This window comes from Candidatus Tisiphia endosymbiont of Dioctria linearis, assembly GCF_964026545.1.
Classification (GTDB): Bacteria; Pseudomonadota; Alphaproteobacteria; order Rickettsiales; family Rickettsiaceae; genus Tisiphia.
On record NZ_OZ032156.1, the window covers coordinates 192,797 to 208,357 of the forward strand.

The 15,561-nt window shown below is 33.4% G+C and carries 9 protein-coding genes and 1 tRNA gene; 3 read left to right on the forward strand and 7 right to left on the reverse strand.

Translation table 11 applies throughout. The features are described 5' to 3' along the window. Positions 1-541: 541 nt before the first annotated feature. The 3 genes from AAGD42_RS00975 to AAGD42_RS00985 form a co-directional block, all read right to left on the reverse strand. Positions 542-1,348, reverse strand: coding sequence for a division plane positioning ATPase MipZ (locus AAGD42_RS00975; RefSeq protein WP_250311781.1), 807 nt, complete (start codon positions 1,346-1,348; stop codon positions 542-544). Beyond that, positions 1,338-2,849 (reverse strand): leucyl aminopeptidase, encoded by a 1,512-nt coding sequence (locus tag AAGD42_RS00980; protein ID WP_341752925.1) that lies wholly within the window; start codon positions 2,847-2,849, stop codon positions 1,338-1,340. The genes AAGD42_RS00975 and AAGD42_RS00980 overlap by 11 nt, the downstream gene beginning before the upstream one ends. A gap of 918 nt (positions 2,850-3,767) precedes the next feature. Further along, positions 3,768-3,844, reverse strand: a tRNA-Arg gene (locus AAGD42_RS00985). A 573-nt stretch (positions 3,845-4,417) separates the two neighbouring features. On the opposite strand from AAGD42_RS00985, the gene AAGD42_RS00990 reads away from it, so the two are divergent. Beyond that, positions 4,418-5,455 (forward strand): hypothetical protein, encoded by a 1,038-nt coding sequence (locus tag AAGD42_RS00990; protein WP_341752926.1) that lies wholly within the window; start codon positions 4,418-4,420, stop codon positions 5,453-5,455. Between the two features lie 180 nt (positions 5,456-5,635). Beyond that, positions 5,636-7,906 (forward strand): hypothetical protein, encoded by a 2,271-nt coding sequence (locus AAGD42_RS00995; protein ID WP_341752927.1) that lies wholly within the window; start codon positions 5,636-5,638, stop codon positions 7,904-7,906. Between the two features lie 419 nt (positions 7,907-8,325). On the opposite strand, the gene murA is transcribed toward AAGD42_RS00995, so the two are convergent. The 4 genes from murA to AAGD42_RS07085 form a co-directional block, all read right to left on the reverse strand. After that, positions 8,326-9,600 carry a UDP-N-acetylglucosamine 1-carboxyvinyltransferase gene (gene murA, locus AAGD42_RS01000; protein ID WP_341752928.1) on the reverse strand — a complete coding sequence of 425 codons (1,275 nt, stop codon included), beginning with the start codon at positions 9,598-9,600 and terminating at the stop codon, positions 8,326-8,328. A 199-nt stretch (positions 9,601-9,799) separates the two neighbouring features. Continuing rightward, a complete protein-coding gene (locus AAGD42_RS01005) occupies positions 9,800-10,657 on the reverse strand; it encodes a hypothetical protein (RefSeq protein ID WP_341752929.1) in 858 nt (285 codons plus the stop codon). Between the two features lie 224 nt (positions 10,658-10,881). Further along, complete coding sequence (locus AAGD42_RS01010) at positions 10,882-12,924, reverse strand: ComEC/Rec2 family competence protein (RefSeq protein ID WP_341752930.1); 2,043 nt, start codon at positions 12,922-12,924, stop codon at positions 10,882-10,884. A gap of 228 nt (positions 12,925-13,152) precedes the next feature. Further along, positions 13,153-13,449: a transposase gene (locus AAGD42_RS07085; RefSeq protein WP_410521048.1), complete on the reverse strand. Its 297-nt coding sequence runs from the start codon at positions 13,447-13,449 to the stop codon at positions 13,153-13,155. Positions 13,450-13,606: 157 nt separating this feature from the next. On the opposite strand from AAGD42_RS07085, the gene AAGD42_RS01015 reads away from it, so the two are divergent. Continuing rightward, entirely contained in the window at positions 13,607-15,460 is a 1,854-nt protein-coding gene (locus AAGD42_RS01015) for an AAA family ATPase (protein ID WP_341752931.1), read from the forward strand. Positions 15,461-15,561: the final 101 nt, after the last annotated feature.

Sequence of the window (15,561 nt, forward strand, 5' to 3'; positions counted from 1 at the left end):
TTATCCCTATTTAGTTTAACCTGAATTTGATATAACCCGCTATAGTCAATTGATGGGAAATTGGTGACGTCGTCGCTCAATGCTCGCCTATTACTTATAGGCGTCGCTCCATCGTTCCTAGTGCCAAATTCCCCTGAATTGACTATATTGCAAATTCGGTTATATCTATAAATATAACAGATTTTTATGCTCCACTAATAGCTATTTTCATTATTTTTGCGGTATTGCTTATTTTTTTCATTAGACTCTTGCAAATTTTCTTATGATAATAAAAATCTGCTCGCCAAGCGTCATTGCGAGACTTGCAATATCTTTCAACGTCATTGTGCATAGGCGTTAGTTTAAGAAGGTAATAATTGGAAAGCCGTCATTGCGAGGAGGCGTTAGCCTACGAAGCAATCCATATGACAATTTATGGATTGCCACGCTCACATACGTTCGCTCGCAATGACGGAAAAGCTATCTAAACCCGCTTTACCTTCTATTTCAACAGTTGTGCTACGGTCTCCTCACAATGACGTTTTTTCGTGAACGCTCACTCTCATATACCAAGAAAGTTTAAAAAATCTCGCAATTCTTGACGAGCAGCTACATGAGATATACTAAGTGTTTTACCATGATTAGCTGTTGTTAAGTCAAGTAATGTTAGTCCTTGTAAAAATAATTCCCGAAAAATTACTCTTTCACTAAAGCCTGGAGCAATCTTAAAGCTAATTCTTTTTGCTAATTGTTCAAGAGCAGCCCCCACTTTCCTTTTATTTACTGCATCCAAGTTGCTTAATCGATTACGCATAACAATCCAGTTAATTGTCTCGCCATTACGATTAGCTTTCTGCATCTTTTGCTCCCAAATCATTTGACTATAGATTGATGGGGCAATAATTGACAAATTGTCAGCGTTAACTTTGGCTAATACATCAAAATCAAGAAAACTGTCGTTAATTGGGGTAATTACCGTATCAGCATAAGAATGAGCTAATCTAGATAAGAAAGAGTAGCTTCCTGGTGTATCGATTACTAGATAATCAGCATTTTTTGTCTGTTCAATTATCTGTTCAAACCTAGTTCTTTCATCCTCTTCTTTAAGTGCAACGACTTGTTCTTGACTTTCAGTCAAATGAAAATGCTGAGAAGTTTTAACCGTATTGTCCGGGTTCTTTAAATTGTAATCATCTCTGTTCTTTAAATAATTTGTTAAAGACCCCTGACGTGAATCAGTATCAATACTAGCCACCGTATAACCATTATACAATAAACCGGTAATTAGATGCATAGAGCAGGTACTTTTACCAGCTCCACCTTTTTCAGCCCCAAGTACAAAAATACGATTTGTTTGATTATTTTTCATAGTGATCTTGAATAAATTGATTAAGAAGTCTTACACCATAACCTACTGCTCCTTTAGGACCAAGGGGATTGCCTTTTTTATTATAGGCAACACCGGCAATATCAAGATGTGCCCAAACCATACCTTCTTTAATAAAATTCCCTATAAACTGAGCTGCTGTACAACTACCAGCTGCTCCAGGGACGTTACCAATATTAGCAAGATCAGCAATGTCTGACTTTATCATCTCATCAAAATCTTTATTTAGAGGCATACGCCATAATTTTTCATTAACTTTATTGCCAACATCTATTAGCTTACCAGCTAATTCATCATTATTGGTAAAGCACCCAGCATAAGTTTTACCAAGAGCGACAACAATAGCTCCAGTAAGGGTAGCCAGATCGATTACACATTGAGGCTTAAACTTTTCTTGAGTATACCAAATTGCATCAGCCAAGACTAACCGACCTTCTGCATCAGTATTATCCACCACCACTGTTTTTTTGGACATAGTGGTTACCACATCTCCTGGTCGTTGAGCATTGCCTGAAGGCATATTTTCTACAAGACCAACAACCCCGACCACATTAACTTGTGCATTACGACTAGCCAAAGCCATGATTACTCCAACTACTGCAGCTGAACCGGCCATATCATATTTCATATCTCCCATATTGGCTGCTGGTTTAATAGAAATCCCACCACTATCAAAAGTAACCCCTTTACCAACAAAAGCGACAGGTGGGGTATCATCATCCAAGCCATTATATTGCATTACTACAAGTTTGGATTCATTTTGTGAACCTTGTCCAACACCAAGTAAAGCTCCCATACCAAGATTTTTCATTTCTCTTTCACCGATAATGATAATTTCAACTCCTAGCGGTTCAAGATGTTCTAATATTTTTTCAGAGTAAGATTGAGGATTTTTTATATTGGCTGGTTCATTTATCATATCTCTGGCAAAAAATACTGCCTCAGCTAATGATCTTTTATCATTAAACAATTCCTCTGCTTTAGACTGATCATCTATAGAAATCTCAAGAGAGTCTACAACAAATTTTTCTCCTTCACTTTGAGTAGTTTTGTATTTATCAAATCTATATGAAGCAAGCAAACAGCCGCTAGCTATAAGAGAAGCAACAATAGCTGGTTGATGTTGTCCGATATTATGAGAAATTTTTATGCCAATAGTACTAATTTTACTGCAAGTACTACAGGATAAGATTCTTCCTCCAAGCTCTTCAATGCAAGAGGTTGTTAATTTTGTTTCATCACCAGTGCCAACCATAATTAAATATTTTATTTCTCCATCTTTAGCGATAGAATTAACAATTTTAATTTGTCCAAATTTTCCAGTAAATAGTAATTTATTTTGAATAGTTTTAGAAATTAAACCATGATGTTGTTGATCAAGTAGTAATAAATTACTGTCTAATTTCAGCTGTTCACTAATAAACACTATAGTTGCTTGATTATTTGATAATTCCTTACTGATGAAGTTAATGTTATTGAGCATAAATCCCTCTTATAATTTAATGGTCTAATTCTATTGATGTATGTTTACTTTGCAAGTATAAAAAATCCTATATAATCAATTCAGGAGAATTAGGTAGCAGGAGTGACGACGTTACCAACTTCTCATCAATTGACACTATAGTTAATATAAGTGATTATTTGAGTATACTATAAAATTTTCTTCCACTAAGTGAAAAAGTGATTAATTTTATATTAGACCTCTTGCATAACCTAAAGATAATTGAGGAATTTTGTTGTCAAAACTCGTCTCCGTTCCTCACGTACATCTTAGTACGCTGCGGTACTCGACTTCGTTTTTCCTAAAAATTCCTCAATTATCTTTAGGTTATGCAAGAGGTCTATTTATAGATGCATGTGCCTATAATTCGTCATTGTAAGAAGGCGAAAAGCTAGTAAAGTCGTCATTGCGAGCCACCGTAGGTGGCGTGGCAATCCATTTTTAATCACTTTTCTGGATTGCTTCGTCGCCCTGCGGTCTCCTCGCAATGACGGTTTCTCAATTATTGTTTTCTTGAACTGACGCTTATGCAGTCTTCCTCGTAATGATGTTAGTTTACTATGACTAAAACCTTCTCGAGTTAGCTATATAAAATATTTAAAAAATTATTATATTTTTTTAAATTTATACTTAGTGCTAGTCAAATTTTATTCTATAATGATATTGTTTTCAGATATAGGAGGCTGTCTGCAATAACTAAAGTGATTCTATATTTGGCTCTTTTTGGCTGCGAATAAACATGATTTTTTTGAAATAGGTACACTATTCCTGCAAAAATCATATCTATTCTCGCCGAAAAATAGCTCAAAATATAATTAATTAGTTATCGTAGGCAGCCTCCTAGACTTTAAGCTACGTCCACCGTTTAATATGTTCGTAAAATGTACCAAAATCAAAGAATGGTGCACTCGATTGGATTCGAACCAACGACCTCTGCCTTCGGAGGGCAACGCTCTATCCAGCTGAGCTACGAATGCTTAATTTGTTGATATACCTCAAATAAAAAATATACTCGAATAGTTTAAAAAATTATGTCATAAAACAAGGGGTGAACGAGAACAGCTTAGTAAACCTAAGTAAGAACACAAATGCCCCAAAGTTTTGCGAAAACAATTCTTCAAAGCAGAAGAGCATACATCTATCATCTAACTACATTATACTATAAAAACTTAGGAAGTGCTAACGAATTTTAAACTTTCAAATGTCAGCTAATTTTTAAGAGAATAGCTTGAATTTCTCTAAACTGCTCCAACAAAAACTATATTCTAATGATTTGGGGAATTGGGCTTGAAAATAAGGGGCGAGCAAGCACAGAATTACTTTAGTTTCGCAGGTAACCTCCTAGGCTCTTATATCACATTTTCAAGATATAAGAACCTAAAGTACGATTATTCTTGAGGTAATAATATTTTTGTGATTTAATCTTTAATTATGTTGATAGGTTGACAGTGGCTTTGAAATTTGAAGACAACATTATATCTAATGAGGGACGTAAGTGCCAATACTTACGTTTACTCACTAATAAAATTTAAGATGCTTAAGAGGATAGTATGTCTAAAAAAGATGGTGATGATGTTAGTTTAGATTCAGCTTATGGTTCAGATAATGAGAGTATGGTTGTACCTAATAAGGTATCACGAGTGGCTGCGGAAAAAATTAAAGATATAGATGCTTTGATAGGTAGGTTAGGTAAGTATAAAGAAACTTTTAATGTGAAGATTTATGCTGACGAGATATTACAGTTTAATGAAGCATCTATGAGTGTAATAGAAAGTTTGGGAGCAGAAAATTTTCGTACAAGTCTATCAGATGACAAAATACAACAATTTGTTGATACTATTGCCTTAAATTCAGAATTATGCTCTAAATTTATAAGCACTGATCAAGAATTAGATAAACTTAAACTTAAAGTTGCAAAGACTGAAGGTGCCTTAAAAGGTTTTGTTTTGCCACTTGAAGAGCGTAGTGCTTTCGCTGGTAAACTAACAAATTTTGGGTTAGATAGAGAGGAATATAAAATTCCTATGGAAGCTACTAAAGAGGCTTTGCTAAAATTACAAGGACAGAAGCTTACCAAGGGTGAATATGCAGATAAAGTTGTTGCTAGAACTATGGAAATTCTTAACCAAGATAAGCAAAACTTTTCTGCTGAAAAACTACAGCAGTTTAAAAATTTTGTTCGGCAAGGAGATACATCCTTAAAAGTAAAAAATGGTCAATTGATAGATAGGGATGACAAACTTTCTCAACTTGACCAAGAGGAGATTTCAAGTGCAGCTATTAAATCGGTTGATGCTTTTATCAAGGAATTAGAGAGTGAGAATGGAAAGGCTGAGAACACTTCTCTGGAGAAGGGTAGACAGCTCGTTCCCCAAAAATCTATGCCTCAACAGGATAACTCACAAAAAGTTGCTTTGGATATTGGTGAGCAAAAAACAAAAGACTGGCAAGCAGCTAAAGAAATGGTAAGTAGTACAATAGATGAATCTATAAAACAATTAAAGCTAAAGATTTCTAATGCAACTGCAGAGAAAATTAAGAAGAATTTATCTCAGGTACTAGATAAATTTGATCCACAATTTCTGTAGGAGAATAAAACAGCTATTATAACAAATATTACCCATGAGATAAAACAAGGTAAAACGGCTCTCTCTGAATTAAGAAAGGAAGGTCACATTGCTAGGGATAAAGTTAAAAAAATAGCTCAGAAAATAACTGAAAAATATGCTGAACGAAATAACCAATTTATTGAAGAAAAAATTAATCCTTTGCTTAATGCAAAGAAAGATGAGTTGGCTCTGAGATTATCAACATTTATACAAGAGAACCAGATTTCTCTTAATGATGTAAGTGCAGTACTGAGGTTATCTGAAGAGAATAAAATTACTGGTAATGCAAAATCGCTAAGCTTAACTGACAAACAAGTTGAACATATTACTGCCGAGCAACTCAAGGGATTAATAAGATTTAACCCAGTAGGATTTAATAGAAATTTGTTTCAAGAAATACCAGATGAAGTTAAATCTATAAATGTAGAGACTGAAAAAGTTCAACAGCACAGTTTTGAGATGGAGCAACGCCAACAGTTGGAAGACGAAGGATATGTTTCTATGGATGAGGATATTCAGCAGCCAGAAAAAAATATTCTATCGCAAAATATAGTACAACAAGAGCAGCAAGACGTAACACAACAAGTACAACGACAAGATATAACAGAGCAAGTACCGCAAGAAGTTACAAACATCTCTGCTGATAATATTAATAAGCAATTTAGTGAGCAACAAGAAATATTGTCAAAAGTAGCTGAAGTAGTAGAAGAGGCTGTTGTAGAAAAATCAACTGCCAGTAAAGAACAATTTCCTCTAGAAATTAATCCAGAAATGACTAATGTTACTGAGTTAGCAGAAACATTATCAAATTTTATACAAAATAATGCAGTTACAGTTGATGAAATGAGAGTTATTTTAGGTACAGAACCATCGCTGCAAGATGATAAGATACAATTAACTGCAGAACAAGCCGCCAATATTACAGGAGAACAATGGCAATGGTTTAGAGATATAGCGCCAACGAATTTTGAAAAAGAATTTAAGCTTGCAAGAGAAGCCCAGGTCAATAATAGTGTAGAGGTAGAGAAATCTACAGGACTAGGGGTTTCAGATAATGTTAAAGAGATGGTATTAAGTACGCATATAATACATAAAGCTATTAAACTAGTTGAAGAAGGAGGAAAACGAAAATTAGACTATTCACAACAAAACAAAATTATTGTGAAATTATCTGATAAATTATCACAACTTGACGTCGACTATTTAAAAACTGAAGAGCAAGCTATTGCCAAAACTATTGCAAAAAATATTAAAAAAGATGCGAGTAAGAGCTTATTTAGCAATAACATTACTGTTAGTGATAAAATATTAACTAAATATGCAGATGACATAAAAAGACTTGACGGTGCTAAAAGTGATAAATTTGCTGCTAAGAAGATTAATGAAGGAATTTATAACCATCAGTTGAAAGATTCACAGATAGCAGAAAAGTTATCGCAGTTTTTAACAACAATCTTTAATCCGGAATCTGAACTAGTAAAAAAAATAAAATCTAGTGAACCATCTGAACGTACAACAGAAAAAATAGTAGACATTAGGAAGTTTAATCCAAAACGATTTGATGAAATTATGTTTCCTAAAGAAAGATTGACAGAAATAGCTCAGAGTAAAGTTACAAGTAAAGCACGGTTTGATGAACTTACTAAAGAGGGGAATAGCTCAAGAGATAGTAAATCTTTTGCTACAGATATATTAGTAGACGTTATTAACAGTGTAACACAGAAAGAAGGAAAACCAAGAGTATCATTAAAACCAAAAGAAAAAGAGAAAATTTTTTCTATACTACATTCATCGTTATCAAGTTTGGATCCGCAATATTTAAATGTTAATCGCCAGAAAATTACAAAATATATAGCTGATAATATCGCATTTAGTGGCAAAAATGAAGGAAAGGATAAAATTTTTACTATTGCTAAGAAAACATTAGATAAAATTGCTGTAAATTTAATGGTAGCTCATGAAAGTAAAAGCAATGAATTTGCGGCAGAGGAGTTAAAGACAGGAAGTATGGAGATTAATGAGAAACTTGTTGCTCATCAAGTCACTAATAGCATTCTTAAAGAGAGAATATCAAAGCTCCTAGCAACTGATAACATTAACGAAGCTGCAAATAGATTGGGTGTTTTTAATGATAACAAGACTGTAGATATTAAGAATATCACAGATAAACAATTAACTGCTCTTAAGAGAATTAGTCCCCAAAATTTTGATGAAACAGTATTTCCAAAAAGTGACATTGCTAAAATTACAACAAAAAAACAAGAACAAAAACAAAAATTATTTCCTGAGATTGACCTTAAAGAGATGGATTTCAAAGATATAACAATTAAGCATACCATAAAGCATATTGTTATGGATGCTAATGATAAAAAGGTGCAAAAAATAACAACAGTAAGAAATAAAGCTAAAGCTATAGAAAATCAACGCTGAACAATATACTTACCTAGGTTCTGTTGACAAAATTTTAATTGTTTAGATTTTGAGTATTTTTAAGCGAAAATTAATAAGATTTTTGCCGGAATAGTTAGTTCTATTTCAAAAAAATCTTATAATTTGCAGCTAAAAAGAGTCGAAATCTAGTAATTTAAATTTTGTTCACAGAGCCTAGGGATATTGTCTTATAGTCAATTAACCTGAATTAGTGCCGAATAAGCACCCATCGTGCTGTTATTGCGAGGAGGCATAGCCGACGAAGCAATTTCTAATCAACTTTTATTGCTGCATCACCGCAAAGCGGTTCCTCATAATGACGATGTATTGCAAACTGGCTTCTCTCAATGATACTTGGCAAGCAGATTTTTTATTCATCATAAGAAAATAGCAAAAAAACCGTGAATGCTCACGATTTTTCAAACACTATCTCCTGTAACTCGTACTATATTTGCCCCACAATTGATTAGTTTTTTTTCCAATGTTTGGTATCCACGGTCTAAGTGGTAGATTCGATGTATTTTTGTTGTATCATTGGCGGCAAGCCCAGCTAATACTAGAGATACCGATGCTCTGAGGTCACTTGCCATAACTTCAGCTCCCGTTAAAAAAGGTACACCGTGTATTATAGCACTATTTCCTTTAATTGTTATATTTGCACCCATTCGGCATAATTCAGGAACATGCATAAACCGGTTTTCAAAAATAGTTTCCGTGATTGTAGAAGAACCGTTACAAAGAGTCATAAGACTCATAAACTGAGATTGAAAATCTGTTGAAAAACCTGGATATGGGCTTGTATGGATATCCACAGGATTTAATTTATCTACATAAGAAACTCTTAAACCATTATCAATGGATTCAACTTTTATGCCAGCTTCAATGAGTTTTAATACTATATTTTCAACAATATTGCTGTTAATTCCATAAATATTTAAATTTCCTTTAGTAATGGCAGCAGCCATCATGTAAGTACCAGCTTCAATACGATCCGGCATGATCGAATAGTTGGTATGTTTTAAATAAGATTTACCAATAATTGTTATTTCACTTGTACCAATTCCATTTATTTCTGCCCCCATTTTGTTAAGGCAATGGCATAGATCAACAATTTCTGGTTCTCTAGCACAGTTAGATAATATCGTTTCTCCTTCAGCCAAAGTAGCTGCCATTATGGCGTTAATTGTTGCCCCAACAGATATTTGTTTAAAAACAAAATGTACAGCTTTCAATCTGCCTGTGATTTTAGCATTAATATAGCCATGATCAACATCAATATCTGCTCCCATAGCTTGCAATGCTGCTATATGTAAATCTACTTGTCGAGCCCCTATAGCACATCCTCCAGGTAAGGAAACTTTAGCTTTAGAGAATCTAGAGAGTAATGATCCAAGAACCCAAATAGAAGCACGCATTTTACGTACTATATCATATGGGGCAGTAAAATTATTAATATTGCTACTATCGATATCCATACTCAAGTAATCTTGATGATCAGTTACCGTGACAACACTGCCTAAATTCTCAAGTAATTTCTTCATTGTGAGAATATCGGTAAGCTTTGGAATATTATTAATGCTAAGGTTATCCGTAAGCAATGCAGCTGTCATAATCGGTAATGCCGCATTTTTAGCTCCGCTAATGCTAATATTACCTTCAAGGGGGATACCACCTTTAATTATTAAACTGTCCATAGGAATCCCTTATATAGTAGCCTAAAATTCAATATAACAAGTTATATCGAATTCAGGGGTAGAAGTCAATCAGGTTTAAAACGGCATAGCAATCTGCATTAGTTAAATAAAAAAGTTATAGAACTTATCCGCACACCGTCATTGCGAGGAGCTACTTTAGTAGCATTGATGCAATCCAAAAAATGGTTAGAAATGGATCCTACCGTCCCTTATCTCTATTAGAGTGCTGTATGTTAGAAGGGGTGGTGTCGGGTTTAATAGTGTTGCTTAAAGATATATCATCTTTCTTTAGAACTTTTATTAGACGGTGATATAATTTAGAACCAGCTGTTTCTGTACTGTGAAATTTGCTTAATATTTTTTCTAATGCAGTCTTACTATTTTGCAATCCATCAGTTTTATTAGCTTTATCAATAGCTTGAATCGTATCAACCCCATTTTGCATAAAAGCTTCTTTTTGTTCTTCAGGTGATTTAACAAATGATTCAATATATTTCCTAAGTCCTGCCCCTAACTTATTGATAGTTATAATATGTTCTGGATGTATAGTATGCTTTAGATCATTTGGGGAAGATTGTAATTTCGAATATATTTTGTCTGTACCAGCCCCTATAGTTGCAATGGTTTCAATTTGTTCAGTTGCTTCCTGCAAGGAATTATGTGGTAATCTATCTATCAACACATTCATTTGTTTAGCTTGCTGACCAAATTTATCTAAATGAGGTTGTCCTTGAGCATATTCAGCAGCATATCCTTTAGCAAGTTCGCCATGAGCATTGATAGTGGTACCAATATTGCCTTTAAACTCACCAAAATTTTGTCCAATATCTTTTTCAGTTGGTGACAGTACATTTGCGGTATCATCATCCAAAGATACCTGTATTACTGTTTCTTGTTCTATGCCCATCTTTTTTACAGCTTTGGCAAGTTCAGAACCATATCGCGAATCAAAGCTAAAATTGAGCAGACTTTTTAAGCGATTTACTTCCTCTACAAATCCTTCCTTTGATTCACCAACAATATCAGCTATATCTGATTTAAATTTTTCTAATGGCATAAAAATATCTTTAATTAATGTTATTTAGCTTGAGTAATGGATTGCTTCGACCATTACATGGTCTCGCAATGACGCCTGAGGTTTGTGTAATCCTCGTAATGACAGGAATGCAACCCAAACGTCATTGCGAGAAGGCGTAGCCGACGAAGCAATCCAAAAACAATAGATTGCACGACCTACTTACATGGTCTCGCAATGACTCTTATGTAGGGTACTATATATTTTTACCTAAAACCAAACCTTTTGTTACTATTGGTTTCAATGATACATTGATGCTGATTACAAAATATCATTATTACTTCAAATTCTTTTAAAAATTCTCTACTAACAGTAATCTTATTGCCTTTACATTGGTTGTTACCTAGCAGATTAATATATATATCGACATTTTTACATATTTCATTCGAAGCAACTTGTTTCAAATCTATCAAACTAGAATCTATCAAAATTGTGTATCCATGGGAAGTAAAAATATTTTTTTCTAAGGGGAATTTTAAGGGAAATATTTTAGCATCCTTTTGACCAAACCAGTTAGCCCAATATAAACGTTTAAATTCTGGCATTTCATTGGCATAAATGTCAAGTTCACCATTGTTATTTTTTATACCAACAGCATTTAAATTTATATCAAATATGACATTAGGTTTGGGAGAATTCAGCATTAAAATTACCGATATAATAATTATAATTAGACCAAGAAAATGCCATTTAGTTCTCCACAAACAAAGCCATAAAAAGCCAAATAAGAAAGTAATTAAGCTAACTTTGCTTATATAGCCAAAATACCATACTGATAATGGTAACGTGTTAGTAAATTTCACCGCTTCAATAATTATATTAATGAAAAAACCTATTAATTTTAGACAATACTGGTCTATACCAAAGATCATTAAAAATACGGAGATAATAGATAATGGAATCAAAAAGAAAGACATTATTGGTATAGCAATAAGATTCATCGGAATAGAATAAGTAGGAAATGTATAAAATTGGTTTATTACAACGGGAGCAGTAACTATACTGGCAAGGAAGCTTGAATAAATATTAGAGGCAATATAAAAATTTATTGAAGAAAAGATGCCCTTACTTTCACCTAAGATCCATTGATTCCTTATGTAAAATTCATAACCAGCAGTTAGTGATAATACTGCGACAAAAGACAATTGGAAGCTGGGGTGAAATATATATTCTGGATTCATTGATAATATGATGAACGCCGCAATTGCTAATGACCTTAGAGGGTATGGCTTGCGTCCTATCATAACCGCATAAATAAAGATTGCTGTCATAATGAAGGCTCTGGTGGCAGCAATTTGCATACCGCTTAGTTGCAAATAACCATAGCTTCCTATTAAAGAACAAATTGCTGCAATTAACTTTATATCATAATTATAAGCAATATAGTTTGATAAATTTAACAAGAATCTGGTGGATATGAAAAACAGCATTGCTACCAATGATAAATGTAAGCCGGAGACGCAAAGTATATGGGATATACCGCTTTGTCTCATTTCTTTCATTAATTTTCGATCGATGGCTTTGCTTTCACCTAGTAATATCGCAGCGGCGAAATTACCTTTTATAGAACCAAGTATTTGGATCAGGCGGTTGTAAATATTTTTTTTAATTTTATAGACAAAACTATTAGTGTAGAGATCACTATGTGCTATAATTTTAAGGGGGGACAGTGCATAGCCAGTAGCATTAATATCCGCTAAATATGCATAAAAGCCAAAATCATAACCACCCGGCAGAATACTGCTTTGTGGTTTATAAAGCCTTGCCACTAGGCTAATATTATCGTTAATATTAATTTTTTGGGCATATTTTGCCGGCATACTTATTCTGACTTTTTGTAAAACTTGTTTAAGTTTTTGAATTTTTACTTGATATAATATAACCTGCATACCATGAGTAGTTGGTTTCATCGATTCTACGATACCACTTACTCTTGAGATTATTGGATTGTTAATAGTACCAACATGTAAATTTGATACGTGATATTTACCAACTAGCATACCACAAAAAAATGCAATAATTATTCCCGAAATAAATCGCCCAAATATATTGTTTCTTAAAATTAGTAGCGATAAGGAAATTGTGAAAATAGTTAGAATAGATATAAAAGAAGGTTCCTTACTTAAGGTAAAATAAGTACCAATACCACAAATGAAACTAACAAAATACCAAAGACTGAGATGGTGATATTCTTGTTCTAAAATGCTTGTGAAAAAATTAAGAGTTAACTTATAATTTCCTAGGATCATTACATCTAATAATAGAGTTATTTTTAAAATAGTCTACTATTAGATGCGACGCAAGAAATCTGTGAGCGTTCACGGAAAAAAGTTAAAGTACAAGACGTCTATTAGCAAGAAGACTTAAGCCAATAAGCAATTGTAAGTTAAAAGTATGGTATAATAGATATTGAAGTCAATGTAAATAATGATTTATACTGACTTTAAGGGGGTATTCAGCAATAGCCATAATAATGACTATTGCTGTGCGGGCGTGAGCGACCGTGTAGCAATTGGTTTTAAGACCGATGGGTTATTTTCGTAATGATTGCAAGCATCAATCAAGATAGAATCTACTCCGTTCATTGAGCTGAAAACAACGTTGTAAAAAAATTTCTCCCTCATATCATCCCATATATTCTCTTGAGGGTTCAACTGCGGACTATATGGCGGTAGAAATGTTAATTGCATATTGCTTGGTAATGCTTCCTTGCTTATCTTATGGGCAGATGCACCGTCACAAACTACTAGGCTCTGTGAACAAAATTTAAACAATTAAAATTTTGTTCACAGAGCCTAGGAACTTATATAGGTTATCATCAGTCTTTTTCAAGAATAGCTTTAGGTTAATAGTTAAGGACTCAAAAGATAATTGCTGGTGCAGTTAGCTTATTTATGGTACACTTTCTTAAATCCAATATAATATAATAATATGACTTTTAAACTTTCTGATCTTAATACAACAGTTAAAGATATTAGTACCATTCAAGGTAAAAATAAGCTGCCAAGAATGCTAGTAGGTACGGATGAGTTCTATGACTTGGTTGTTAATAGTGATGTATTTGTTGATAAAAGTCTAATGATTCAAGAATTACTAGAGGACAATGGTAAGGTTATCCTAATTACTAGACCAAGGCGTTGGGGTAAGAGTTTGAATATGAACATGCTCCAGAAATTTTTTGAAATAGAAGTGGATAAGAGAGGTATGCCTTTAGCTGAAGAAGGTAGAGTAAATAACAAGCTATTTACTGGTGGTACAGTAGATTTAGGATTTGACGAAATTAAAGAGCTAAAACCTTTGAAAATTGCGAGTGATGCAAGTAGCATGAAACGTCAGGGTCAATTTCCGGTAATTTTGCTCAATCTTAAAGATGTGAAAGGCAGTAGTTATCAGGAAATAGAACTAAGTATTAAGGATCAAATTATAGAATTATTTGCAAGTCATCATTACTTAAATCATCATGTAACAGAAGATACAGAACTATTAAATAATGCCCAAAAAGAAAAACTAAGGAGATATTTTGATGGGAAACTTGAAAAAAATGACTTAAAAGATAGTTTACGTGTTTTGAGTGAAGTACTGTACAAACATTTTGGTCAAAAAGTTTACATATTGATCGATGAATACGACACGCCGATCAATAGTTCGTACATTAAGTTTGGTAATAAGCCAGATGAGTTTGAACAAGTACTTGAGCTATTCCGCGGAATGTTTGGCAGTAGCCTAAAGAGCAATCCTTACTTAGAGAAAGGCATAATAACTGGTATATTACGGGTTGCTAAAGCTAATTTATTTTCGGATTTAAATAATGTTAGTGAGTATACTTTACTTGATAAAAAATTTGCCAAATTTTATGGCTTTACTCAAGCAGAGGTTGATGATTTATTAACTAAAGTACCACTCAATACTGAAGCAGAAGAAGTTAAATATTGGTATAATGGTTACAGCTTTGGTGGAGAAATCATCTACAATCCCTGGTCAATTATGCAGTGTTTATCTAATGAGGGCAAGCTTAATCATTATTGGCTTGATAGTGGTGGTACTTCGCTTATTGATAAAACATTGTTATCAGATGAGATGCAGGAAGATTTACAAAACTTAGCTGCCGGTAATAGTATTATCTCCACTATTACCAAACAAATCAGTTTCAGCGATATTAATACACGAAGTGGGTTATTTAGTTTGTTATTATTCAGTGGTTATTTAAACCCAACAGCTATCGAACCTGCAAAAGATATCTACGAATTATCAGTGCCTAATAAGGAAGTAGAATATATATATGAAACCAGGCTATTACAATGGGTGAGTAGTAAGTTACAGATAGATAGTTCTAGATACTATTCGTTTGCTAGTTTGTTGCCGGTAGGTAAAATAGAAGAATTTAAAGAAAAATTACAAGAATTATTACTAAACGCTACTAGTTTTCATCAAACTGGCGAGAAAAAAGCCGAGCTATTTTATAGTGGTTTTATGCTAGGTTTGATTAACACGTTATCTCTTGGCTATATAATAGACAGTGAAAGAGAAACCGGTAGCGGTAGGGCTGATATTGTGCTACTACCCAAGATAGGTAAAAGTGACAATGCTATTATCATTGAATATAAAATATGTAAATCTCCTGATATTTTAGAATCTGTTGCCAAAGAAGGGTTAGATCAAATCGTGAGAAAAAAATATGAGGCTAAAATAAAAGAACACTCACATGTTCAGAAAATCATCAAAATTGCTATGGCTTTTTGTGGCAAGGAAGTGGCACTAGAATACCAAATAGATACGATTTCCTAAAGGATGCAGATATATAGGTATAAATTTTTAGCAAACACATTAGCTGTAGAAGTCAAGATTTGATCTTACAGACCCCATAAATTAACTTATTAGATAATCAA